Origin of the sequence: Pseudomonas sp. A34-9, from assembly GCF_029543085.1 — a bacterium.
In the GTDB taxonomy this organism is placed as follows: Bacteria; Pseudomonadota; Gammaproteobacteria; order Pseudomonadales; family Pseudomonadaceae; genus Aquipseudomonas.
On record NZ_CP119967.1, the window covers coordinates 3,147,187 to 3,172,096 of the forward strand.

Below are 24,910 nucleotides of genomic sequence, written 5' to 3' on the forward strand. Positions count from 1 at the left end.
GTCGTGCGCAAAAAGGCCGACAGTCTACGCGCTCAGCTCAATTGGTGACGATAGGGCAGATCCGGGCCGGTCTTGCTGCAGGTCAGTGCGGCGGCTTGTACGGCGAACTGGAGCATGGCGTCGATCTGCTCGCGAGCAAGTTGCTGCACGCCTTCGACCGAATCCAGCCCTTGTTCAGTCAGCCAGGTGATCAACGCAGCCTGGAAGGTGTCGCCCGCGCCAACGGTGTCGGCGATCTTCACCGAGGCGGCCGGGACTGACCATGTGCCGTGTTGGCGGCTGAACACAGTGGCGCCGTCGCCGCCCCGGGTGAGGAAGACGATCTCGCAGCGCTGTTCGAGCCAGCCTTCGATCACGCGTTGCGGGTCCTGTTCGGGGTAGAGCAGGCTCAAGTCTTCATCGCTGACCTTGATCAGGTCGGCGAGTGGCACCAACGTGGCGATGCGTTCGCGCCACAGATCGATGTTCGGCTCGGGATTGAGGCGGACGTTCGGGTCGAGGGTGATCAGGCGTTTGCCACTTTCGCGCTGTACCAGTGCCAGCAAGGTATCGCCGATCGGCTGCACCACCAGCGAGAACGAGCCAATGTGCAAGCCGCGAACATCCGGACCCAGCGCCGGCAGATGCGCCAGACTCAACTGGCGGTCCGCGCAGCCTTCACCGCGAAAGCTGTAATGCGGCGAGCCATTGGCACCGACGGCGACCATGGCCAGCGTGGTCGGTGCGGCGAAGTCCACCAGGTAATCGGGGCGCACACCTTCATCCTGCAGCACCCGCTGCAAGCGCCGGCCGAGGTAGTCGGTGGACAGCCCGCCAAACAAGGCCGAGTCCACGCCCAAACGGCGTAAACCGACGGCGACGTTGAACGGCGAGCCGCCGGCAATCGCCTTGAAATTCACGTTCGAGGCCAGACCGCTGGCGTCGTCTTCACTGAAAAAATCAAACAGGGCTTCGCCACACACCAAATACATAATTGTTTGCTCTTTATAGGGTTGCGACATGCTGTTGATAGCGTTCATAGGCCTGCTGGAAAGCCGCGACGTTGGCGGCAATCGGCAGGGTTTCACTGCTGGAATCGAGTTTCACGCAGCGCTGGCACAAGTCCGCGAGGGTGTCTTCGTGACCGTTCGACCAGGATTTGCACCACGCTGCCTGTATCGCCGCGCCGAGGGCGGCGGCTTCGCTTTGTTCGGTGCAGATCACCGGGGTGTTCATGATGTCGGCGACGATCTGCCGCCACACCGCGCTTTTCGAACCGCCGCCGATCAGGCAAATGCTGCGGCTTTGTAAACCATTCTGGCGGAGCAAATCCAGTCCATAACGCAGCCCGAAAGTAGTGCCTTCGACGGCGGCGCGGCACAGATTGGCCTGAGTCAGGTTATCCAGCGTCAAGCCGTGCAGGCTGCCAGTGGCGTGGGGCAGGGCGGGCACCCGTTCGCCGTTGAGGAACGGCAGCATGCTCACACCGTCAGCACCGATGGGCGCCTGGGCGACGAGGTCATTGAACTGCTGCAGATCGAGGTCGAACAGCTCGCGAATCGCGCCGGTGGCGTTGGTCAGGTTCATCGTGCAGATCAGTGGCAACCAACCGCCGCTCGACGAACAGAACGTCGCGACCGAGGCGTCCGGGCTGACTTTCGGCACCTCGGAATAGGCGTACACGGTGCCGGAGGAGCCGAGGCTCATGGTGATCGCGCCGGGCTGAATATTGCCGGTGCCGATGGCGCCCATCATGTTGTCGCCGCCACCACTGGCGACCAGCGCGTTGGGGTTGATGCCGAGGTGTTCGGCAATCGCGGGAAGGAGGGTGCCGACAGATTGATGGGCATCGATCAGCTCAGGCAGTGCGGCCTGCAGGCGTCCGCTGGCGTCGATGTCGCGCAGCAGTTGCAAGTCCCATTGGCGGGTGCGCACGTTGAAGTAACCGGTGCCGGAGGCGTCGCCGTATTCGCTGCAGGCGCGGCCGGTGAGCCAGAAGTTCAGGTAGTCGTGGGGCAGCAGCACGCGCGCGATGCGCGAAAACACCACGGGATGCTGCTCTTTGGTCCAGAGCAGTTTCGACACCGTGTAGCCCGGCGCGATCACCACACCGAGGCGTTCCAGCGAACCTTTTTCACCGCCCAGATGAACCAGCAAGCGGTCGTTTTCGGCGCTGGTTTCGGTGTCGCACCAAAGCTTGGCCGGGCGCAGGACTTCACCTTGGTCATCGAGCAGGACCAGACCGTGTTGCTGGCCGGAGACGCCGATGCCGAGGATCGACTGGCCATCGACATTCGCCGCCAGCAATGCCTGGCGGGTGGCGAGGGCGAAGGCTTCGAGCCATTGCTGGGTGTCTTGTTCGCGACGGCCATTGGCGCCGCTGATCATCGTGTGCGCGGCGGCGCCCTGGCCGAGGACTTGACCGCTGACGGCGTCAAGGATGATGGCTTTGGTGCCTTGGGTGCCGCAGTCGATGCCGAGGAAGAGTTGTTGTGTTGTCATTTGTTAACCCGTTGGGTGAAGATCAAGAGCTTACCCCCTCACCCCAGCCCTCTCCCCCATGGGGGCGAGGGGGAAAGGGAGCCGATTGGGGGCTGTTCAAAACCTGAGATCGACTCCGGATCTCTCAATCAGGGGATGTTCAAAATTTGAGTTCGACTCCGGTTCTCTAACTGAGGTTTGTTCAAGTTCTGAGCTCGACATCGGACGTTCAGGTCGATGTATTCCGAAAGAACCACTCGGTCAGTTCCCTCTCCCTCCGGGAGAGGGCTAGGGTGAGGGGCTTTTCAGGCGAGTATCCGTTCCAGCGTCCGCGTCACACCGTCCTCACGCAAGCTGTTGCAGCACCACTCAAACGCCGCCACAAACTCCGCCGAACGCGGAATCACCGTGCCAAAAATCTCCTCGACCGCCAACAACCGCTGCGTGATCAACGCATCATCCGCCACCAACGCCTGACAAAACGTCGCCCGTGGATCCGGAATCGAATAGGTATCGCCGTTCTCATCCACACCCTTCAAATACAACGCCCAAGCCGCGACCACCAACGCCGCGCGCTTGGTCTCCTGCCCATCGGCAATCAAGCGGTTGATCGTCGGAATAGTGAACTTGGGAAACTTCGATGAACCATCCGAACACACCCGCTCCAACTGATCGGCAATCGCCTGATTGGAAAAACGCGCCACCAGTGTGTTTTTGTAATCGGTCAGATCAATACCCGGCACCGGCGCCAGTTGCGGGGTCACGTCCAGATCCATATAGGCGCGCATGTAGCGCACGAACAGCGGGTCATTCATGGTCTCGTGCACAAACCGGTAGCCCTTCAAAAAGCCCAGATAGGTCAGCGCCAGGTGGCTGCCGTTGAGCAGTTTGATCTTCATTTCTTCGTAGGGCGAAACATCGTCGGTGAACTGCACGCCAACCTTTTCCCAGGCCGGGCGACCGTTGACGAATTTGTCCTCCAGGACCCACTGCACGAACGGCTCGCAGACCACCGGCCAGGCATCGTCGACGCCATGTTTGTCGGCCAATTGCAGGCGATGCGCGGTGCTGGTCATGGGGGTGATGCGATCGACCATGGCGTTGGGAAAACTGACGTTGGCGTCGATCCAGCTGCACAGATTGCTGTTGCGCAGCGTGGCAAACGCCAGCAGCGCCTTGCGCGTCACTGCGCCGTTGTGCGGCAGGTTATCGCACGACATCACGGTAAACGCCGGGATGCCCGCTGCCCGGCGTTTTTCCAGGGCTGCACACAAAAAGCCGAACACGGTTTTCGGTGCATCGGGATGGGCCAGGTCGTGTTGAATCTGTGGCAGGTGCGCCATGAATTCGCCGTTGCTGTCGTCGATGCAATAACCACCCTCGGTGATCGTCAGCGAGACGATGCGAATCTGTGGGTCGGCGAGTTTATCGATCAACGCCTGCGCGCCGTCCTCGGCCAGCAGCATGTCGCGAATCGCGCCAATCACGCGCACTTCGGTGTCGTCGCTGTCGCCGAGTTCGAACAGGGTGAACAGGTAATCCTGCTCTCTGAGATCGTCACGGGCGCGGCGGTCTTCGCCGCGCAGGCCGACGCCGCAAATCGCCCAATCGAGGGCTTCGCCGGTGTTCATCAGGGCATCGGTGTAATACGCCTGATGCGCGCGATGAAAGCCGCCGACGCCGATGTGGGCGATGCCCTGGCGGGTGTCGTCGAGTTTGTAGGCCGGCAGTTTCACCTCGGGGGCGAGGCGGTTGAGGTTCTGTTTGTTCAGTTTCATTGGGCAAGTCTCGAAAAAATCAGGCCGCAGCACGCAGCGGACGGGTCAGCGCCACACCTTCGGCATCGAATAAATGGCAGTGGGCGGCATCCAGATAGAGGTTCAGTTGCTCGCCATAACGGCTCGCCAGATCACCGCGCACGCGCATGGTCAGCGCTTCGCCGGCGTTGGTCTTGACGTGACAGAAGGTGTCGCTGCCCAGTCGCTCGCTGACATCAGCAGTGACTTGCAGGGTGCAGTCGCCCGGTTGCGCCAGTTCCAGATGTTCCGGGCGGATACCCAGGGTCACGGCGCTGCCGACACTGAGGTGCCCGGCGTTGAAGGGCAGGGTAATGCGCGTGCCGGCGTCCAGTGCGACTTCGCAGGTTTGCCCATCGATGCGAGCGATCGTGCCCTTGAGGAAACCCATCTTCGGCGTACCGAGGAACCCGGCGACGAAAAGGTTCGCCGGGTTGTGATACAGGTCCAGCGGCGAGCCGACCTGTTCGATCTTGCCGCCATTGAGCACCACGACTTTATCGGCCATGGTCATCGCTTCGACCTGATCATGGGTCACGTAGATCATCGTCGCTTGCAGGTCCTTGTGCAGACGCAGCAGTTCCAGACGCATCTGCACCCGCAGCGCAGCGTCGAGGTTGGACAGCGGTTCGTCGAACAGGAAAATTTTCGGATTGCGCACAATGGCACGGCCAATCGCCACGCGTTGACGCTGACCGCCGGAGAGTTGTTTTGGCTTGCGCTCGAGCATCGGCCCGAGTTCGAGAATGCGCGCCGCTTCACCGACTTTCTTCTCGACTTCGGCTTTCGGTACGCCGGCCAGATCGAGGGCGAAGGACATGTTCTTTTTCACGGTCATGTGCGGGTACAGCGCGTAGGTCTGGAACACCATCGCCAGATCGCGCTTGGCCGGGCTGACTTCGGTGATGTCACGGCCATCGAGTTCGATGGTGCCGTCACTGACTTCCTCCAGACCCGCAATCAGCCGTAACAAGGTGGATTTGCCGCAGCCCGACGGGCCGACGAAGACCACGAATTCCTTGTCGTTCACCTCAAGGTCGATGCCCTTGATGATGGAAAAGCCTTCAAAGCCTTTTTGCAGATTCTTGATTTTCAGGTTGGCCATGATGATGGGCCTCCGCAATGTTGTTTTTTTAAGATCAAAAGATCGCAGCCTGCGGCAGCTCCTACAGGGGAACGGCGTGCTCTGTGCAGGAGCTGCCGAAGGCTGCGATCTTTTGCTTTTCAATGTTCATTTCACGGCGCCGAACGAGAGGCCGCGCACCAGTTGTTTCTGGCTGATCCAGCCGAAGATCAGAATCGGTGCACACGCCAGGGTCGAGACCGCCGACAACTTGGCCCAGAACAAGCCTTCCGGACTTGAATACGAGGCGATCAACGCGGTCAGTGGCGCCGCTTTCGACGAGGTCAGGTTCAGCGACCAGAACGCCTCGTTCCAGCACAGAATCAGCGACAGCAACACGGTCGAGGCGAGGCCACCCTTGGCGATCGGCAGCAGCACGCGAACCATTTCCTGCCACAGCGTGGCGCCGTCGAGGCGGGCGGCTTCGAGGATGTCTTTGGGGATGTCCTTGAAGTAGGTGTAAACCATCCAGACCACGATCGGCAGGTTGATCAGCGTGTAGATCACGATCAGCGCGATGCGCGTATCGAGCAGGCCGAAACTCTTCGCCAGCAAGTAGATCGGCATCAGCACGCCCACGGGCGGCAGCATCTTGGTCGAGAGCATCCACAGCAGCGTGCCTTTGGTACGCTGGGTTTCGTAGAACGCCATCGAGTACGCCGCTGGCACCGCGATCAGCAGACACAGGGCCGTGGCGCTGAAGGAAATCACCACCGAGTTCCAGGCGAAACTGAAGTAATCGCTGCGCTCATTGATGTGCAGGTAGTTCTCCAGCGTCGGCGTGAAGATGAACTGCGGCGGCGTGGCAAAGGCATCGATTTCGGTTTTGAAACTGGTCATCACCATCCAGAAGATCGGGAAGAAAATCACGATCGCGATGGCCCAGGCCAGCGTGCCGAGCAGCAGGCTTTGCAGCCGGCGGGATTGTTGAAGAGTCATGGCAGGCCTCAGGCTTTGTCAGTCAGGTTTTTGCCGATCATCCGCACCAGAATGATCGCGGCGATATTGGCGATGACCACGGCGATCAGGCCGCCCGCCGAGGCCATGCCGACGTCGAACTGCACCAGCGCCTGGTTGTAGATCAGGTAGGCGAGGTTGGTCGAGGCGTAGCCGGGGCCGCCGTTGGTGGTGGTGAAAATCTCGGCGAACACCGACAGCAGAAAGATCGTTTCGATCATCACCACCACGGCAATCGGCCGCGCCAGATGCGGCAGGGTCAGGTGCCAGAAGATCGCGACCGGCCCGGCACCGTCGAGGCGCGCGGCTTCTTTCTGTTCCTGATCGAGGGACTGCATCGCGGTCATCAGAATCAGGATCGCGAAGGGCAGCCATTGCCACGAGACAATGATGATGATCGACAGCAGCGGGTAGTGCGCCAGCCAGTCCACCGGTTGTGCGCCGAACAGTTTCCAGAGGTAGGCGAGGATCCCCGAGACCGGATGGAAAATCAGGTTCTTCCAGATCAACGCACCCACCGTGGGCATGATAAAGAACGGCGAGATCAGCATGACCCGCACGATGCCACGGCCGAGGAACTCACTGGCCTCAAGCAACGCACTGATCAGCACGCCAAACACCACGCTGATCAGCAGCACGCTGCCGACCAGCAGCAAGGTATTGGTGGCGCCGGGCAGGAAGCCTGAGTCCGTCAGAAAGTAAGTGAAGTTCTCCAGCCCGACGAATTCGTTTTCACCGGGGTTGAGCAAGTTGTAGCGGATCATCGAAAAATAAATGGTCATGCCCAGCGGCACGATCATCCACAGTAGCAACAGGGCCACCGAAGGGCTGACCAGAAACCAGCCGGGATTGCGCACGCGGATTTTGCGCGCAGGTGGCGACAGGTCGATGTGGGCTTTGGCAGTTGAAGTATTCATGGTGATCACAACCGAGTCATACAGACCTATGGAGATCCCATGTGGGAGCGAGCTTGCTCGCGAAAGCGCTGGTTCAGTGCCATGTGTATTGGCTGGCACGACGCCTTCGCGAGCAGGCTCGCTCCCACAGGAGGCAGGAGCGAGCTTTACGGGTTACTTGGGATAACCGGCGCGCTTCATCTCGCGTTCAGTGGTTTGCTGGGCGGCAGCCAACGCTTGATCCACCGTGGTCTGGCCGATCAGCGCCGCCGAGAACAATTTGCCGACCTGGGTGCCCACGCCCTGGAACTCAGGAATGGTCACCAGTTGAATGCCGATGTACGGCACCGGTTTCAGCGTCGGTTTGCTCGGGTCGGCGGCCTTCAACGATTCCAGCGTGACCTTGGCGAACGGCGCCGCGCTCATGTAGGCGTCGCTATAGGTCGAGGCGCGAGTGCCTGGCGGTACGTTGGCGATGCCGTCAGTTTTAGCCACCAGCTCGCCGTACTCTTTGGAGGTCGCCCAGGCGCTGAATTGCTTGGCGGCGTCTTTGGCTTTGGAGCTGGTCGGAATCGCCAGCGCCCACGAATACAGCCACGCCGAACCTTTGTCGGTGACCTGATGCGGCGCGAAGGTGAAGCCGACGTGATCGGCGACCTTGCTCTGAGTCTTGTCGGTGACGAAGGAGCCGGCAACGCTGGCGTCGACCCAGATTGCGCATTTGCCGCTGTTGAACAGCGCCAGGTTTTCGTTGAATCCGTTGCTCGACGCGCCCGGTGGACCGGATTTTTTCATGGTGTCGACGTAGAAATTCAGCGCGTTTTTCCACTCGGGGCCGCTGAATTCCGGTTTCCATTGCTCATCGAACCAGCGCGCGCCGTAGGCGTTGGCGACAGTGGTGATCAGCGCCATGTTCTCACCCCAGCCGGCCTTGCCGCGCAGGCAGATGCCGTATTGTTCTTTGTCCTTGTTGGTGAGTTTTTCGGCGAAGCCGGCGATCTGTTCCCAGGTCGGGCGCTCGGGCATGCTCAGCCCGGCCTCCTTGAACAAATCAGTGCGGTAATAGGTGATCGAGCTTTCGGCGTAGAACGGCAGTGCGTACAGCGAACCCTTGACCGACAGGCCTTCACGCACTGACGGGAACACGTCGTCGAGGGCGTAACTGGCGGGCAGATCCTTCATCGGTTCCAGCCAACCCTTGGCGCCCCACAGTGCGGCTTCGTACATGCCGATGGTCAACACATCGAACTGACCGCCCTGAGTAGCGATGTCAGTGGTCAGGCGTTGACGCAGAACGTTTTCTTCCAGCACCACCCAATTGAGCTTGATGTCCGGATGCTCGGTCTCGAAGGTTTTCGAGAGTTTTTGCATGCGGATCATGTCGCTGTTGTTGACGGTGGCGATGGTCAGGGTCTGGGCGCCAAGGCTGACGCTGCTGAGGGTCATGCAGGTGAGGGCAAGCAGAGCTTTTGCAGTGGGTTGCATCGTGCACTCCTTTTCTGCACCCGGCGGGGGCAGAAGGACAGTTATTGTTTTTGTGTCTTCCTGTGCAGGAAGAATGTGCACTGATTACAGCCTTCAATCGCCGCACTGACAAATCATCCATCGCACTTCGATTGATACTTTTTTGCACTGGGGTTTTCCCGGACAAACGCAGGGAAGGGCTTTGCGGCGGGGAGGCGCTATCGAATGTGTACAGGTTTCAGGTGCAAATCAAAAGATCGCAGCCTTCGGCAGCTCCTACACCGAACTTGGTAGGAGCTGCCGAAGGCTGCGATCTTTTGATCTTGTTTTAAACGCGATTCTGTTCGGTCAGGCGCTGCACGGCGAGCCGTCGATAATGCGACGGCGTCATCCCCTTGAGCTGCTGAAAGCGCCGATTGAAGTTGGAAATGTTGTTGAAGCCCGACTCAAAGCACACGTCCGTCACCGGCTTGTCGCCATCGGCCAGCAGCTCGCAGGATTTGCTGATGCGCAAGCGATTGACGAATTCGATGAAGTTGCGCCCGGTCGCCTGTTTGAACACGCGGCTGAAGTAGGTCGGTGTCATGCCCAGATGCTCGGCGACTTCTTCCAGCGAAATGTCCCGGGCGTAGTGGCTGAAGATGTAATCGACGGCGCGGTTGGTGCGATCGATATTGTGTTCGTCCGCCAGTTGCGGCGTGGTCGCGCCGGACAACAACTGGAAATCATCGCTGGCCGCGAGCAACTCCATCAGGATGAAAAAGTGCCCCAGTCGGGTGATGCCCCGGGTATCGGCGATACGCTGCATCAGCGTCATGGCTTGGCGGATGGTGCGCTTGCAGCGAAACTCGATGCCGTACTGCGCACGTTCCAGCAACGGTGCCAGGCTTTTCAGCTCGGCGAACACCTGATGGCCACTGTCGAATAACTCGTCGGTGAAGTTGACCAGCATGTCGCGCTTTTCCACCACTTCGTCTTCGGCGACCTGACTGATCCAGTTGTGCGGCAGGTTGGGGCCGGTGAGGAACAGAGTTTCCGGGTAGAAGTTGCCGATGTAGTCGCCGATGAACACCTTGCCGGAACTGGCGACGATCAGGTGCAGCTCGTATTCCTTGTGAAAATGCCAGCGCACCAGCGGGCAGGGGAAGCCGTGCTGGCGGTAGATGATGGACAACCCGTTATGGTCATCCATCAACTCGTAGGAGGGGTCGGTCACGCGGGTGGTTCGGGTCATGGCCTGCCACTTTTTTGTTATCGCCTGGCGATCATGCCTCGTTCCGCGTGCGATGCGCCAGTTTGCTGTGACGACTGCCCTGAAGAGTGCTCAAACCTTGCGCAAACTCGCGGTCACTGTGATTTTTTCATTGGCCTTCTGGACGTTGGCCAGCCGACAAAAAGGTACGATATTCGAGTTTTTAATGAAGTCGAAGTTGATGATGTTACATTTCTTCGCCCACTCCGTTTTGGCAGGATCAAACCAGATATCCAGTTCATTGAGGATTCGCTGGGGGCCGCCGACGGTATAGCTTGTCGCCGACAGCGACCAGGGTCGCCACTGGCTCGGTGGGTTGCTCAGCGTTTTCTCGATGTAACGGTACAGATCGGAGGCATTGACCAGCGCTTCGCCAATCCATTTGTGTGGAATCTGCTCATGAAACAAGCTGTCCCGGGGGTTCGGCAGGGGAGCTGCGACCACAATGCGCTGGCGCGAACTGATGTTCTTTAGTTGGCCAAGCGTCAGATGAATATTGCTTTGTGGAATCATCCGTTCACCCAGATGTTCCAGTATCAATTGTTTGAATTCCTCATGGTTGAAATCACTGTCGCCCTTTTTCAATTCATGAAAATCGAGAATGATGAATTCATCGGGGTTGCCTTGCAGAAACGCCACAACGTCACGCACAAGGTCGAGAAGATTTCGACTGGAGCGATAGCCGTCGTGTTGAAAGCGAAACTTTGCAAATCCCAGGCCTTTGCTATCGTACATCAAACGAACGTCCAGTACCCTGGCGCCACGATTCAATTGGGAATAGAAAGGCACATCCTGGCATGCCAGCCAGTTTGGCCCCGGAATCAAAGAGAATGAAGCCTCCCAGTCACAGCCCGCATTATGCGTTCCCGGCAATGTCATCTCAAGTAACGACAAGTCATCAAGTTGTGGTGTATCGCCCATCCACTGGTGAGGGCCAAAGTTTTGAAGAAAAAGATCGTTCATGTAAAGCATCCTGCAAGATTGATATAAGTGCAGTCTAAAGTTGCGCCTGCAGGATGCTTATAATGGTTGAAAGGCTAGTGCGCCATGGTGGTTTTAATGCAAGTTGTTAGAGCGTCACGGACTTGTCTCGAGATTCGTCTGGGCTTTTTCTTTTTTCTCAATGGCTTTTTCAAGGTTTGCAGTTTTGCAGTGGGATACGATTTTATGAAGTTCAATAAAATCGAAGTTGATGATGTTGCATTTTTTTGCCCAGTCCGATCTGGCGGGATCAAACCATTTGTCCAGTGCAGCGGGTATTCGTTGTGGCCCGCCAAGCGGCGTGTAGCACGTCGCGGACAGCGACCAGAGCCAACGCCGGTCAGGCGGACTGCTCAATACATCTGCGATGTGGCGATTCAACTGGGAAGTGTCGACAAATGTCTGGCCAATCCACTTGTGAATGACCGGGTCGGAAATCCGGCTATCTTCTGTGCCCCATGGCATGGGAGCAGCCAGCAGAATTCTTTGTAACGGATGGGTTCTCTTTAATTGACCCAGGGGCAGGGACAGGTTTTCCGCTGGAATTAAGCGGTCGCCAAGATGTTGCAACATTAATTGTTTGAATTCCGCGTGATTGAACGTGCTTGTTCCTTTCTGCAGTTCATGGAAGTCCATGACAATAAATTCATCCGGGTATTTCGAGAGAAATTTTTTAACGTCGCGAACAAGATCTTCAAGCGTACGGGAAGACCGATAGCCGCCATGCTGGAAACGAAATCTGTTAAAACCTTTCGCCTCGCCGTCGTAAAGCAATCGTAGGTCAAGTGCTCTTGCGCCACGAATAAGTTGCATCTCAAAGGAGACATCCTGGCAGACCACCCAGTTATGGGTTGGAAGCCGCCACTCAAACAGAGATAAAAAGCCCGTGGGTTCAGGAAGTGGGAGATCGAATGCGTCATTGTCACAGCCTGCGTTATGAGTACCCGGCAAGGTCAACTCACAGAGTGACAGGTTGTCAATTTCCGGTGTTTGGGTCATCCAGTCATGATGGACGAGTTTTTCAAGAAAACGAGGGGGCATTTTACGCATCCTTGCGTGTGATGATAGGCAGTGCTATCGGAAGTGTGCTGCGCAGGTTTTTTATCATGTCGTGGGAGGGTTGGGGTACACACTTCAATGCAAGTTATGTAGTGGTGCGCGCGTGCCTGTTCAGGCTGAGGGCGCATTGCGGTTTTTGGCTTCAATCCATTGAGCCATGTATTGGGTACTTTTGTGCGCGTGATGACGCAACATGCTGCCGATAAAATTTTGCGTTCTAAGTGCCTGTAAGTGTTGTTGGCAATAACGCAGTTTTTCAATAAGCAACGGCGCGTGTACAGCCCGTTGGTAACGCTCGCCGAGTAAGGTGTATCCGGCCTTCCGGGAGGCGAGCCAATTCGCCTCATCCTTATAAATCCGTACGGCACTGTTGGCGATATCGGTCGCGCTGCGCATAACCGCACCTGGCCAGGCTTGATCGCCGTGCATGCCTTCAGCGCCTGTCGGTGTAGTGACGCTGGGTGTGCCGCACAGCATGGCGTCGACCAGTTTGCCCTTGATGCCGGCACCAAAGCGCAATGGCGCCAGACACACGCGCGCAGCCGACATGACCTGCAGCGCATCCTCCGCCCAGTTCATCACATGAAAACCTTGCGCAGCATTGTGCAGGGCCGTGGCTTTGGGCGGCGTGTAGGCGCCATAGATGTGCAGTTGCGCTTGCGGCAGTTGCTGGCGGATCAACGGCCAGATTGTCGATTTCATCCAAAGCACCGCGTCCCAGTTGGGCGCATGCCGGAAGTTGCCGATACTGAGAAAATGCACCCGTTCGGCGAATCCCCGAGGAGGGGCGCTCGGCAGGTCAATCATCAGCGGGCACCAATGCAGCAACTGGCGCGGCACGCCGAATTGTTCGATCAGCAGTTGAATTTCAACCTCGCTGATCATCAGGTTCAGGTCGCAACGAAACAGCGCCGCAATCTCCCGTTTGGCCAGATCGGTGCCGGCCATCAATTCAAATTCTTCGCGCAATGCCGGAGCAAACAGATCGCTGAAATCGTCCTGATCGCTGTTGACGTTCAGGCGCTCCTTGAGGCGCTGATGGCGAGCATGGCGCAGGCTTTGCAAGTCGGAGGTTTCCAGCACGCGAAGGGCGTCGGGGCAGTGTTTTTCCACGCGCCAGCCGAACTGCTCTTCCATCATGAACTGGTCGAACAGCACGATATCCGGCGCCAGTTCCGTGAGGAAGGTATCGAAACTACTGTTGTTCAGCTCGATGGGCACTTCGCGAATGCCCAGTGCGGTCAGATCCGCCTTGTGCTCGCCTGGGCCGGCGGGGCTGCTGAAGGTGATGTCCCAGCCTTGCTCGAGGAACGCTTCCAGGATCTGCATGACATGCCCGCTGGCCGCGGAGGAGCGAGGCTCGGGCCAGACGTAACCGATGACCAGGACTTTGGTGGCGGGAGGCAGAGTCATGAGGGTAATCCTTGGCAGCAGGCGCGTCGGCAAAAAAAGGCGCAATTAAACCACATCAGTGGTTGCATGCGCCCAGTCCGCACGATCGTCAAACTTGAATTCTCAGAGCATTGAAGATGCCTGATCTTTAGTTGGATGCCTTACCAACATTGATGGCCAAAGAACCGATGAATTGATCCATAGGGATGTTGCGTAGTGCATTCTCGATAGTGGCCATGTTTACGCCAAATCCAAAAGGGTCCGACTTGATTTGACTGATCAGGGCAACGGCCAGCTCATAGGAATCCGCATTGTATAAGGCCGGGTGGTCCTGAATCAGTTTTGGCAGACTGTCACGGATCGACTTGAATCTATCCAGGTGAGTAAATTTTTTCAGCTTCTTTGTTATATAAGGATTCACAAAAGCAGGGTCTGCCATCGCTGGATTGCGCGCGAGATCGATTAATGATGCCGCGTCAGATTCGACGTCATTGAGCCGTCTCCCGTAATACAGATCCAGAGTGCCCGGCGCTCCGTGGGAGATCTCATGGATCAGAACGTCGGCAATTCTGGACTCATCGTATTTAGACGTGCGGTACAAGTCATCCAGGTTCTCTGGAAAAATCTTGATGAATCTCTTGATCGACTCGCGCAGCACGGTCTTGTTGTTTACTGCTGTTTTCCAAAGTTTGTAGGTGTACACGTCCAACGCTGCCAATGCATCGACATCTGCCTTTCTAAAAGAGCAGTTGGCAAGGCTGACGGAATTGAGATCCTTGCGCATTTCCCGCAGCCTGCCCACCACGTGTTGCAAGGCTTCATCGGAGTCGGTGCCAAAGACAGACTTGAGTACTTGCCGAAACTCGGGCGCCCATTCTGTATCGGACGATAAACGGATGGCGTTGTCGAGTTTGGTTTTTGCGACGGGTAGAGCTTTCTGAACGTAGCGATGGGTGAAGCTTTGCGGTTTCAGGCGCCTGAATAGTTTCGATAAGGAAAAATCGCCAAACAATCTGAAATTGTTAAGTTTTCGGCCCCAGGGGCCTCCCACTTTGTAGTGATGGGCGTACCAGACACCGTTGCGTTCAAAAGCTGCAATGTCCAATGCCGGTCCAGATGCATTGACCGCTTGCCAGGTACCCTGTTGCATATCTGTGAGACGGCCAGCGTCAAGCAGGGTGTAGGCGTTAGTCCCTCTGGTCATCCTTCTCAACTGAGCAGTGGCGGTTCTGACTGCGCTCACGCCATGTTCACCCACAAACACGATGCCACGCCGGGCGAGGCGAAAGCCGTTGCGTGCCAGCGTCGGTAGCCCGTCCAGAGGGTTGGCCAGCGATAGCGCGGCGCGGGCGACGGCCTGGGCGACCTTCAATACTTTGAGGGTGGTCGAACCGGTCTTGGCGATGATGCTGGCAACCGAGGCGCCAAGACCGATCAGCAGCCCGATAATCGATAGCCCGTCCAGCACGCAACCGCCGATGCCTTGGGAGACGCGATCGTTTTGCCCGGATCGAATGTCTTCAATGCATTGCTTGAAGGGGACGATGACGTTGATGGCCGCGGATTCAAATAGCTCCTTCGTGGTGCGCCATTCTTCCAGCCTCGTCGGAATATCCAGCGATGCGTACAGCTCCTTGCGACTGGCAACCGCATGGTTGACCAACAGAAAGTCGACGAGTTTTGCAAGCTCCGGGGAGAAAAACAGCGAAATCGGTCGAACCTCATCGGCATACAAGGACAGGTGCCATAATTTCTCCACCACTACACTGGAGGTGATGCCGCTGCGCGGTTCACTGCCTTCTTTGTAAGCCGCATAGTCTATCGGCCAGTGTTTTTCTTTGTTTTTCGGTTGGAAGTCGTATTTGCTGCCAACAAAGGAAAGAGTGGGACGAGCATGAAGAATGCCTGTGCGTTTCAGCATGCTCGCCAATTCCGGGCGCGCAATGCATAGCCCGCGCAAGCTGAACAATTCATAGGCGCGAACGTCGTTGCCATTCGTGCAACACAGAATAATCCCATAACGACCTATGGCTTCATCCCGGTCGAGCTGGGTTTCTTCTTTGGGATTGAGCCAGTTGACTTCTTTACGAACCGTGTAAAGCGTCATGTTGCCATTGGTCAGGGCGTAACGATCCGCTTCGGGCATGTTGGAAATCGCCATTTTTATAATTGACGACAAACTTTCCTGCATGCCTTTGTAATACTCAGCAAAGGCCTGATCAAACAGAACGGCGGCCGACGGCAATTCCGAGAGTCGCGCAAACGCGTTCTCGGGTGGATTGAAATCGCTTTTTGTCTTGAACTTGTCTGTCAGTTCGCCGTTTTCGATCAAGTCCCCGGAAAGGTATAAATCCAGAACCGAGAGGCGCATTCGTAGCAGGCTGTTTAATGCATAGTCATTGTTGTCGGTGCTGGACATAAGGAAATCATAAAATTCACTCAGAATACCCAACGGATGCGCGACTTTGAGCGCTTCCAGCCAGCTGCGCTCTTTGAAACTGTCCCGGTACAGGATCTGAAAACTTTTTTGCTCGATATAGCGACCGTCGGGCAGCACTTTCCTTAATGCCTGCAGGGCGATTTTTTCTCGGTCAGGCGGGGGCGTTGACAATCCGGATTCGGATTGATGGAGAGCCACCATGTACTCGTTGAAATAAGTGGCCGCTTTGAGCACGATAGCTTTGCTGTAGGTGCGGTCAGCCCGGTAAGCAATGATGTGATTGAGCACGGCCCAATTGATGACCGGAATGATTCCTGTCGCTTCATGCAACTCGCTTTGCTCGGGCGAGACCGGTGCCAGTTCGGAAAACGCCCTGATCTGGGCGAATGTCATCGAACGTGATACGCCCGGCGACGTGTGTTCGATCATCGCCACCGCCTGGGCGATCGCCACCCAGCCCGGTTTTCCCAGTGTCAGGTCAGCCGGGATGTCAGGTACCAGCAGCTCAGGCGCAGCCCCGGCCAGCAGCATGTGGGCTAACAGGGGCGCGTTGTTCGGCTCGCTCAGGCCCTTGGTTATCAGATGCTGCTCGAAATCTTCGCGCACTTGCGCGGCGTTGCGTGTCGCGTTGCCGGGTTGGTAGACCTCATAGCCGGCGAGGGGGGGCTGATGGGGTTGCGCCAGCCTGTCGATGATCAGCGCAGCGACCAGAAACTCTCTTAGTTGTCGCTCGGACACTTTCGCAGCGTCGCTCAGATGCCAGCCCAGACGCTCATGGAGTGTTTTACCCAGGGTGTTGGCAACTTCCTTTTTCAAAAGGCTTTCTATGAGCTGATCCGCACTGGCCCGTTTGTCGGCGTCCGAAATTAATGTGAAATTGTCGTAAGAGAGCTTTTGCAGGAGGCTGATCTTGCCCTCGGTTATTTCCTCGATGGCTTGCCTGATGATTTCTCGATCAGGGGCCGACAGATGAAATGGCGAGTCAATGCCTGCCGACAACAACTCTTGAAAGTCGCCCAGTGCCGGTGCATCCGGCAACTCAAACTCAAGATAGGCAATAAGGTTCCTGGCCTCGCCAATGGTACAAGGCGGGGAGAGGCCCTCAAACGCCAGCCATTGCTCGACGCTGACGGTTTCTCCGGTATAGACATAACCACCGGTCTGGCTGGCAAATTCCGTGAGCATGGCCATCTCCTCGGCAAGTACTCCGCTGTCATCGGAGTCGATGGGGATGGGGAAGCGGTAACTATCAAAGAGAGTGAACAGATTGCCCTTGTCATCAACACCCACTGGAATGCCGGTCGAGTAAGAGTAACGTTTACGCAATAAGGCAAACGCTTCAGTTTCGGTCATTTTCTGCAATGCTTCACGTGCAGGGTCATAGGCATCATCAAAGCTGCTGTTGATAACTCGGGGAATGAACAGGCTTTGCAGATCGAAAGTTGCAGTCGGTGGAAATGTTGCAGTGAGAACGAATCCGTCGCCCGCTGCCGTGGCAATGCCGCTGTCAATGGCGTCCCTGATGGACTGGATAATAGCCTGCCGCTCCTGTTTGTCAGGAGTCGAACGGTCGATAAAGGAAGCGCTTTCGGGAGAGGCGGGTGTCATGGGTTATATCCTGAGTTATAAGTTGGCTCCTTAGTCGAAGTGTGGGAATACAAGTTTCCACGCGTAAACTAATGAGTTGGCTCAGGATAATTGGCGATATGTGCGTTTTAGTAGTTTTGGTTCATTGCGAATTGTTGGGTGATATAACCAGGTGCGTCAAACACAGTTAAGAGCCCGGCGGATATTCTCACGACGCAGGCTCTCAGGAGGTACTCAAGTTATTGTGTGTTACGGCAACAAAATCGATTTCACCTTGTCGCGTAATTGATCTATCGAAAAAGGTTTGCCAATGCAATGCATGTCCGCCGGTACCTCGATACTCTCGGCGTAGCCGCTGGCAAACAGGATTGGCAGGGCGGGACGCAGCTTGCGCGCTTCGGTGGCCAGTTCACGACCATCCATACCTGGCAATCCCATATCGGTCATCATCAGATCAATGCGCTTGGTCTTATCCTTGAGTTCCTTCAGCGCGCTTTCGCCGTGATCAGCCTCCAGCACCGTGTATTCCAGTTCCTCCAGCACGTCGACAATCAACATGCGCACGATGTCATCATCTTCTACGACAAGGATGGTGGAGGATGGGGTGGACATAATGGGGACTCTCAAAAAATGGAAAATGTTGGTGTCGGCCGATCAGTATTGCCGGACTTATGCATGAGTAAGTGGCGCATGGCTACAAGTTCCCGGCTCGCTGCAAAAAAGAATCGGCGCGATCAGGCTTGCAAGGATAACTGTTGGCTTCACCCGAGGTGCAGGTAAAAGCAGGAAATTGCAGCCAAAGCTGCGAGAAAAATGGATCCACGACGCCGTTTTGGGGCAAACTCCCTGTTTTTCAACAGTTCGACAAGGCTGCCCCATGTCCTCTCCGTCTTCGGTTGATGAGCAACGGTTTCGCAAACTTCTGAGTCGCAACATCAGCCTGCCGCTGGGTGTTGGTGTGCTCAGTGCCGTGTTCTTCGTGTCGCTGATCACCTATCTGCTGTCGGTCATCCAGTGGGTTGAACACACCGACCGGGTGATCAATAACGCCAACGAAGCGGTGAAGCTCACCGTGGACCTGGAAACCGGCATGCGCGGGTTTCTGCTCAGTGGCGATGAACATTTCCTCGATCCGTACGAAACGGCCAAGCCACGCATCGCCGTGGCACTCAACACCTTGCTCGAACTGACCGCCGACAACCCGGTGCAGACTGATCGTTTGCGTCGTCTGCAGGCATTGCAGACCGAATGGGCGACCTATGCGCAGTCGATGATCGATCTGCAACGCTCCAGCGGCGACTATAAAGGGGCGGTCAAGGCCGGCCGGGGCAAGCGCCTGACGGACGAAATTCGCAAACAGTTCGAAGACGTGATCGACATGGAGCAGCAGTTGCGCACCACGCGCAACGAAGAAGTGCGCCGCACCACGATCTGGAGCATCACCCTTTATCTGTTGTTTGTCGCCGCGATCAGCGCATTGCTGGCGTACATTGGCCGTCGTGACCTGGTCAATCTGTCCGACAGCTATGGCGCTACGTTAGCGGCGCAAGAAGCCAGCGCCAGGCGTCTGGAGCAGCAAGCCTGGCTGCGCAACGGGCAAACCGAACTGGCAGAGCAGGTGCTCGGGCAACTGACGCTCAACCTGTTGGGGCGCAATATTCTGCAGTTCTGCGCGCAATACCTCGGCACGGCGGTGGCGGCGTTGTATGTGCGCGAAGAGCACGGCGGCCTCAAGCGTGTGGCCACGTATGGTTTCTCCCGCGAGCAGGAAGAGCAGGAACAGTCGATATACAGCGGTGAGGGCATCGTCGGTCAGGTCGCTGAACAGGCGCGGTTGATTCGTCTCGATTCGGTGCCGTCGGATTACTTCAAGGTCAGCTCCGGTCTCGGCGAAGGCCTGCCGCACAGCGTGCTGGTGGTGCCGACCAGCGATGATGACCGGGTCAACGGCGTGATCGAACTGGGTTTCCTGCGCCCGCTCAATGATCGCGATATCGAATTGCTGGAGCTGATTGCCAGCAATATCGGCACCTCCATCGAAGCCGCGCGCTACCGCCAGCGCCTCCAGGAAGTGCTGGCCGAAACCCAGCAGCTCAACGAAGAGCTGCAGGTGCAGCAGGAAGAGTTGAAAACCGCCAACGAAGAGCTGGAAGAGCAGTCGCGGATTCTCAAGGAATCCCAGGCGCATCTGGAAACCCAGCAGGTCGAACTGGAGCAGACCAACGAGCAACTCGCCGAGCAGGCGCAGACTCTGGCCGAGCAACGCGACGCCATGGACCTGAAGAACACCGAACTGAACCAGGCTCAGGTACAACTCGAAGAACGCGCCGAAGAGCTGCAGCGTTCGAGCAAGTACAAGTCCGAATTCCTTGCCAACATGTCCCACGAACTGCGGACACCGCTGAACAGTTCGCTGATTCTGGCCAAGTTGCTGGCAGAGAACCCGCAGGACAACCTCAGCGCCGAACAGGTCAAGTTTGCCGAGTCGATCTATTCCGCTGGCAATGATCTGCTCAACCTGATCAACGACATTCTGGATATCTCCAAGGTCGAGGCGGGCAAGCTTGAAGTCATCCCTGAGAACACCAGTGTCGCGCGTCTGGCCGAAGGCCTGCGCAATGTGTTCGAGCCGTTGGCGGCAGACAAACAGCTGACCTTCAGTGTCGATTTGCAACCCGGCACGCCGGCCATGCTGTTCACCGACCGTCAGCGTCTGGAGCAGGTGATCAAGAACCTGCTGTCCAACGCCGTGAAGTTCACCGAGAAGGGCACCGTCAGTCTGACGATCGCTGGCCAGCCGGATGATCGGATTGCGTTTATCGTGCGCGATTCGGGTATCGGCATTGCCGCCGATCAGCAGGAAAGCATTTTCGAAGCGTTCCGCCAGGCCGACGGCACCACCAACCGCAAATACGGCGGCACCGGTCTGGGCCTGTCGATTTCGCGAGATCTGGCGACCTTGCTCGGCGGTTCGATCAGCGTCAGCAGCACGCCGGGGCAGGGCAGTGTGTTCACGCTGGTGCTACCGCAGCAGTACGACGAATCCAGTGAAGTCTCGTCCGCGCCGTTGACCTTCACCCCACCGACTCAGTCCGTAACACCGAGTATCGTGCCCGCCGTTGCGGTTTCGCCGTTGGCGCCGGTGCACATTCCGCGCTTCGCCGATGACCGCGACAAGGCACCGTTCGCCACGCGCTGCATTCTGGTGGTGGAAGACGAGCCGAACTTTGCGCACATCCTCTACGACCTGGCGCATGAGCTTGGCTATCAGTGCCTGGTGGCCCATGGCGCAGACGAGGGGTATGACTTGGCGAAAGAGTTTGTGCCGGATGCCATCCTGTTGGATATGCGCCTGCCGGATCACTCTGGCCTGACCGTGCTGCAACGTCTGAAAGAACACGCCGAAACCCGCCACATCCCGGTGCATGTGATCTCCGTGGAAGACCGTGTCGAAGCGGCCATGCACATGGGCGCGATCGGTTATGCGGTCAAACCGACCACCCGCGAAGAACTCAAGGATGTGTTCGCCCGTCTCGAAGCCAAGCTGACGCAAAAGGTCAAACGCGTGCTGTTGGTTGAAGATGATGATCTACAGCGCGAAAGCATTGCCCGGCTGATCGGCGACGAAGACATCGAAATTACCGCCGTCGGCCTTGCGCAGGACGCTCTGGAGCTGTTGCGCACAACGATTTATGACTGCATGGTCATCGACCTGAAATTGCCGGACATGCTCGGCAATGATCTGCTCAAGCGCATGTCCACCGAGGATATTTGCTCGTTCCCGCCGGTCATTGTCTACACCGGGCGCAACCTGACCCGCGATGAAGAAGCCGAACTGCGCAAGTATTCGCGCTCGATCATCATCAAGGGCGCACGCTCGCCTGAGCGCTTGCTGGATGAGGTCACACTCTTTCTGCACAAAGTCGAATCGCAGTTGTCCCATGAACGGCAGAAGATGCTCAAGACCGCGCGCAGCCGCGACAAGGTCTTCGAGGGTCGCAAGGTGCTGCTGGTGGACGACGATGTGCGCAACATTTTCGCCCTCACCAGCGCCCTGGAGACCAAAGGTGCAGTCGTGGTGATCGGCCGTAACGGTCGTGAGGCGATTGAAAGACTCAATGAAGTCGAGGACATCGATCTGGTGTTGATGGACGTGATGATGCCGGAAATGGACGGTTTCGAAGCCACCATTGAAATCCGCAAGGATCCGCGCTGGCGCAAGCTGCCGATCATCGCGGTGACGGCCAAGGCCATGAAGGACGATCAGGAGCGCTGCCTGCAGGCGGGCGCCAATGATTACCTGGCCAAGCCCATCGACCTGGATCGCCTGTTCTCGCTGATTCGCGTGTGGTTACCGAAGATGGAACGCATTTAGTGGAACGTAGTACGCCAGCCGAACGAAACAGTGAAATCGAACTGCGCTTGTTGATTGAGGCGATTTACCTCAAGTACAGCTACGATTTTCGCGATTACTCCGGCGCTTCAATCAAGCGCCGGGTGCAGCACGCGCTGAGCCAGTTCGAATGCGCGACCATTTCGGCGTTGCAGGAAAAAGTCCTGCACGATCCGACGGCGTTCATGCAGTTGCTGCAGCTGCTGACGATTCCGGTCAGCGAGATGTTCCGCGATCCGTCGCACTTCCTCGCCATTCGCAAAGAAGTGGTGCCGTTGCTGCGCACCTATCCGTCGATCAAGATCTGGATCGCCGGGTGCAGCACGGGCGAGGAGGTCTATTCGATGGCGATTCTGCTGCGCGAAGAGGGCTTGCTTGATCGCACGATCATTTATGCCACTGACATCAACCCGCGCTCGCTGGACAAGGCCAAGCAGGGGATTTTCTCCATGGAAAATGTTCGCGCGTACACGGCCAACTATCAGCAGGCCGGTGGTCAGCGATCGTTTGCCGAGTACTACACGGCAGCGTACGGTTACGCGATTTTCGACAAGAGCCTGTGCGAAAACGTGACCTTCGCCGACCACAGTCTGGCGACCGACAGTGTGTTCTCCGAAACCCAATTGATCTCCTGCCGCAACGTGTTGATCTATTTCAACAAGAAGCTGCAGGATCGGGCGTTTGGCTTGTTCCATGAATCGCTTTGCCATCGCGGCTTTCTGGTGCTCGGCAGTAAAGAGACGCTGGATTTTTCCAGTTATGCCAACCAGTTCGAACCGCTGGTGAAACAAGAACGGATCTACCGCAAAACATGAACGAGGCCGTGGATTTACCTCGTGTCGAGGCGATTGTGGTCGGTGCTTCCGCCGGTGGCGTTGAGGCGCTGCTGAGCCTGCTCGTGCCGCTGCGCCGGGGCTATGCGTTGCCGATCATTGTTGTCCTGCATCTGCCCGAAGAGCGCCGCAGTCAATTGGCCGAGGTTTTCGCCCGACGTGTGGATATGCCGGTGCACGAGGCGGCCGACAAGCAGGAAATTGTCCCCGGCAACGTGTATTTCGCCACACCGGGTTATCACCTGTCGGTGGAGCAGGACCGCAGCCTGTCGCTGAGTCTGGAGGAGCGCGTGCATTATTCCCGTCCCTCGATCGATTACCTGTTTGAATCGGCCGCCGACGCTTACGGTTCATCACTGGCCGCTGTACTGCTGACCGGCGCCAATCACGATGGTGCGCGCGGCCTGGCGCAGGTCAAACGTCGCGGGGGTTTCACCATCGTTCAGGACCCCGAAGAGGCGCAAGTCGCCACCATGCCTCTGGCTGCGTTGAAGCTTCAGCAGCCGGATCATGTCCTACCCATTCACGGCATCGGCCGTCTGCTTGTCGAGCTGGAACGAATCGCATGCTGAGTAATATCCAAGCCAAACTGCTGATCGTCGACGATCTGCCGGAGAACCTGCTGGCGCTCGAAGCGCTGATCAAGCGTGAAGACCGTACTGTCTACAAAGCGTTGTCGGCGGACGAGGCGCTGTCGTTGCTGCTGCAACACGAGTTCGCCATGGCCATCCTCGATGTGCAGATGCCGGGCATGAACGGCTTCGAACTCGCTGAGTTGATGCGCGGCACCGAGAAAACCAAGAACATCCCGATCATTTTCGTCAGCGCCGCCGGCCGTGAACTCAACTACGCGTTCAAGGGTTACGAGAGCGGGGCGGTGGACTTTCTGCACAAGCCGCTGGATATCCACGCGGTGAAGAGCAAGGTCAACGTCTTCGTCGATCTGTACCGCCAGAGCAAGGCGCTGAAGCAACAGCTCGAAGCGCTGGAGCAGGCTCGCCGCGAGCAGGAAGCGCTGTTGCAACAACTGCAAAGCACCCAGCTGGAACTGGAGCAGGCAGTGCGGATGCGCGATGACTTCATGTCCATCGTCGCCCATGAAGTGCGCACGCCGCTCAATGGCCTGATCCTTGAAACCCAGCTGCGCAAGATGCACCTGGCCCGTGACAACGCGGCGGCGTTCACCCTCGACAAGATGCACGCCATGGTCGACCGCGATGAGCGGCAGATCAAAAGCCTGATCCGCCTGATCGAAGACATGCTCGACGTGTCGCGCATTCGCACCGGCAAGTTGTCGATCCGCCCGAGTCGTTTCGACCTGGTACAACTGGTGAGCAACCTGCTGCAAAACTTCGCGCAACAGATCGAAGCCGCAGAAACCGAAGTGTCGTTTACCGCGCCAGCGCCGGTCGAAGGCAATTGGGATGAGTTCCGCATCGAGCAGGTGGTCACCAACTTGCTGACCAACGCCCTGCGCTACGGTGGCCGCAGCCCGATTCAGGTGCGTGTATACCGTGAAGGTGATGAGGCGCGGGTCGAGGTGCAGGACCGGGGCATCGGCATCAGCAAAGAGAATCAGAGACGTATTTTCCAACAGTTCGAACGGGTTTCCGCCAAGACGGTAGTGGCCGGGCTCGGGCTGGGTCTGTTCATTTCCGAGCAGATCGTCGCCGCCCATGGCGGCTCAATCGTCGTCGAGAGTGAAATCAACGAAGGCGCCCAGTTTCGCGTTTGTCTGCCAATTCAGGAAAACGGCACATCCGACGCAACCTCTGATTGACCGTACGGTCGTATCAGCAGCTATTGACCGAACAAAGGCTTCCCATGAGCGTAGATGCACAAGATGTAGTACTCGTCGTCGAGGACGAACCGGTTATCTTGATGGTCCTGACGGATTACTTGTCAGGGCAGGGGTATCGCGTGTTGCAGGCCGAAAGTGGCGAGCAGGCGTTCGAGATTCTGGCGAGCAAGCCGCATCTGGACGTATTGATCACCGATTTTCGCTTGCCGGGCGGTATCTCCGGCGTGCAGATCGCTGAACCGGCCGTCAAATTGCGCCCGGACCTGAAGGTGATTTTCATCAGCGGTTATCCGCAGGAAATCCGTGAAACCGGCAGCCCGATCACACGTAAGGCGCCGATCCTGGAAAAACCATTCGACCTGGATGTGTTGCAGGAAAAGATTCAGGAATTGCTCGCCTGATATCCGTGTAGGAGCTGCCGCAGGCTCGGGCCGCGATCGGACGATCTTTTGATGTAAAACAAGATCAAAAGATCG

General features: G+C 57.2%; 18 protein-coding genes. 5 read left to right on the forward strand and 13 right to left on the reverse strand.

The window, feature by feature from the left end; translation table 11 throughout:
• Nucleotides 1-32: 32 nt before the first annotated feature.
• From P3G59_RS14040 to P3G59_RS14100, 13 genes are all read right to left on the reverse strand, one after another.
• Nucleotides 33-971: a carbohydrate kinase gene (locus P3G59_RS14040; RefSeq protein ID WP_277762026.1), complete on the reverse strand. Its 939-nt coding sequence runs from the start codon at nt 969-971 to the stop codon at nt 33-35.
• Nucleotides 972-984: 13 nt separating this feature from the next.
• Nucleotides 985-2,481, reverse strand: a complete 1,497-nt coding sequence (xylB, locus tag P3G59_RS14045; protein WP_277762027.1) for a xylulokinase — start codon at nt 2,479-2,481, stop codon at nt 985-987.
• A 284-nt stretch (nt 2,482-2,765) separates the two neighbouring features.
• A complete protein-coding gene (locus P3G59_RS14050) occupies nt 2,766-4,238 on the reverse strand; it encodes a mannitol dehydrogenase family protein (protein ID WP_277762028.1) in 1,473 nt (490 codons plus the stop codon).
• A 19-nt stretch (nt 4,239-4,257) separates the two neighbouring features.
• The gene (ugpC, locus tag P3G59_RS14055; protein ID WP_277762029.1) at nt 4,258-5,361 is read right to left on the reverse strand and encodes a sn-glycerol-3-phosphate ABC transporter ATP-binding protein UgpC; all 1,104 of its coding nucleotides are present in this window, start codon (nt 5,359-5,361) and stop codon (nt 4,258-4,260) included.
• 126 nt (nt 5,362-5,487) lie between these two features.
• A complete protein-coding gene (locus P3G59_RS14060) occupies nt 5,488-6,318 on the reverse strand; it encodes a carbohydrate ABC transporter permease (protein ID WP_034154211.1) in 831 nt (276 codons plus the stop codon).
• An 8-nt stretch (nt 6,319-6,326) separates the two neighbouring features.
• Nucleotides 6,327-7,253 carry a sugar ABC transporter permease gene (locus tag P3G59_RS14065; protein ID WP_277762030.1) on the reverse strand — a complete coding sequence of 309 codons (927 nt, stop codon included), beginning with the start codon at nt 7,251-7,253 and terminating at the stop codon, nt 6,327-6,329.
• A 153-nt stretch (nt 7,254-7,406) separates the two neighbouring features.
• Nucleotides 7,407-8,717 (reverse strand): sugar ABC transporter substrate-binding protein, encoded by a 1,311-nt coding sequence (locus P3G59_RS14070; RefSeq protein ID WP_277762031.1) that lies wholly within the window; start codon nt 8,715-8,717, stop codon nt 7,407-7,409.
• A gap of 307 nt (nt 8,718-9,024) precedes the next feature.
• Nucleotides 9,025-9,930 (reverse strand): AraC family transcriptional regulator, encoded by a 906-nt coding sequence (locus P3G59_RS14075; RefSeq protein WP_277762032.1) that lies wholly within the window; start codon nt 9,928-9,930, stop codon nt 9,025-9,027.
• Nucleotides 9,931-10,020: 90 nt separating this feature from the next.
• Nucleotides 10,021-10,911 (reverse strand): phospholipase, encoded by an 891-nt coding sequence (locus P3G59_RS14080; protein ID WP_277762033.1) that lies wholly within the window; start codon nt 10,909-10,911, stop codon nt 10,021-10,023.
• Nucleotides 10,912-11,025: 114 nt separating this feature from the next.
• The gene (locus tag P3G59_RS14085) at nt 11,026-11,970 is read right to left on the reverse strand and encodes a phospholipase (RefSeq protein ID WP_277762034.1); all 945 of its coding nucleotides are present in this window, start codon (nt 11,968-11,970) and stop codon (nt 11,026-11,028) included.
• A 129-nt stretch (nt 11,971-12,099) separates the two neighbouring features.
• Nucleotides 12,100-13,401, reverse strand: a complete 1,302-nt coding sequence (locus tag P3G59_RS14090; protein ID WP_277762035.1) for a glycosyltransferase — start codon at nt 13,399-13,401, stop codon at nt 12,100-12,102.
• A gap of 127 nt (nt 13,402-13,528) precedes the next feature.
• The gene (locus P3G59_RS14095; protein ID WP_277762036.1) at nt 13,529-17,428 is read right to left on the reverse strand and encodes a hypothetical protein; all 3,900 of its coding nucleotides are present in this window, start codon (nt 17,426-17,428) and stop codon (nt 13,529-13,531) included.
• 228 nt (nt 17,429-17,656) lie between these two features.
• The gene (locus tag P3G59_RS14100; RefSeq protein ID WP_277762037.1) at nt 17,657-18,019 is read right to left on the reverse strand and encodes a response regulator; all 363 of its coding nucleotides are present in this window, start codon (nt 18,017-18,019) and stop codon (nt 17,657-17,659) included.
• Nucleotides 18,020-18,284: 265 nt separating this feature from the next.
• Here P3G59_RS14100 and P3G59_RS14105 point away from each other — a divergent pair, with 265 nt between their 5' ends.
• Genes P3G59_RS14105 through P3G59_RS14125 form a run of 5 tightly spaced genes read left to right on the forward strand, consistent with a single transcriptional unit; the run spans nt 18,285 to nt 24,835 of the window.
• Nucleotides 18,285-21,782 carry a response regulator gene (locus P3G59_RS14105; RefSeq protein ID WP_277762038.1) on the forward strand — a complete coding sequence of 1,166 codons (3,498 nt, stop codon included), beginning with the start codon at nt 18,285-18,287 and terminating at the stop codon, nt 21,780-21,782.
• Nucleotides 21,782-22,615 (forward strand): protein-glutamate O-methyltransferase CheR, encoded by an 834-nt coding sequence (locus P3G59_RS14110; RefSeq protein WP_277762039.1) that lies wholly within the window; start codon nt 21,782-21,784, stop codon nt 22,613-22,615. Before P3G59_RS14105 ends, P3G59_RS14110 begins: the two co-directional genes overlap by 1 nt.
• Nucleotides 22,612-23,205, forward strand: a complete 594-nt coding sequence (locus P3G59_RS14115) for a chemotaxis protein CheB (protein WP_277762040.1) — start codon at nt 22,612-22,614, stop codon at nt 23,203-23,205. Before P3G59_RS14110 ends, P3G59_RS14115 begins: the two co-directional genes overlap by 4 nt.
• Complete coding sequence (locus P3G59_RS14120; RefSeq protein ID WP_277762041.1) at nt 23,199-24,413, forward strand: hybrid sensor histidine kinase/response regulator; 1,215 nt, start codon at nt 23,199-23,201, stop codon at nt 24,411-24,413. Before P3G59_RS14115 ends, P3G59_RS14120 begins: the two co-directional genes overlap by 7 nt.
• 44 nt (nt 24,414-24,457) lie before the next feature.
• A complete protein-coding gene (locus P3G59_RS14125; protein WP_053119909.1) occupies nt 24,458-24,835 on the forward strand; it encodes a response regulator in 378 nt (125 codons plus the stop codon).
• Nucleotides 24,836-24,910 lie beyond the last annotated feature (75 nt).